The sequence below is a fragment of the Campylobacter concisus genome, assembly GCF_002914195.1.
GTDB lineage: Bacteria > Campylobacterota > Campylobacteria > Campylobacterales > Campylobacteraceae > Campylobacter_A > Campylobacter_A concisus_M.
On the sequence record NZ_PPAU01000114.1, the window covers coordinates 1 to 562 of the forward strand.

1 protein-coding gene is annotated in these 562 nt (G+C 40.2%); it reads left to right on the top strand.

Going from position 1 to position 562, the window contains the following annotated elements; genetic code table 11:
- Nucleotides 1–522, top strand: a 522-nt coding sequence (locus CYP28_RS08325; protein WP_181000438.1) for an NAD(P)-binding domain-containing protein, incomplete at its 5' end; no start/stop codon positions are given.
- Nucleotides 523–562: the final 40 nt, after the last annotated feature.

Sequence of the window (562 nt, forward strand, 5' to 3'; positions counted from 1 at the left end):
GTTGTAAATTTTAACCTTGATAGCTGCACAAACGGCGAAAAAGTGCTAGTTGTGGGCGGTGGCAACTCTGCAGTTGAGTATGCTATCGAGCTTTGTCAGTATAACAAAACGACGATCGCTTACAGAAAAGATAAATTTAGCCGTGTAAATGAGACAAATTTAAGCGCACTTTGGGAGCTTGAGAAGCACAATAAGATAAAAGTAAGGCTAAATCACGATATAACCGAGATCGATAATGAATCAGGCAAGGTAAGAGTGCATTATGAAAATGGCAAAATCCGTGTCTATGACAGGGTTGTCTATGCGATCGGTGGCTCAAGTCCGGTTGATTTTTTACAAAAATGTCAGATAAAAACTGATGAGAAAGGCACTCCGATAGTTGATAGCAATTACCAAAGTAGCGTGCCAGGACTATATGTGGGAGGCGACATCGTTTTAAAAAATGGCGGCTCGATAGTAGTCGGACTAAATCACGCTCATAGCGTTATCAAAGATATCTTAAAAGGCAAGGCACAAGCTTGATAAATAAAATCGCACTAGCTATTGTTTGTCTGATAGTTGG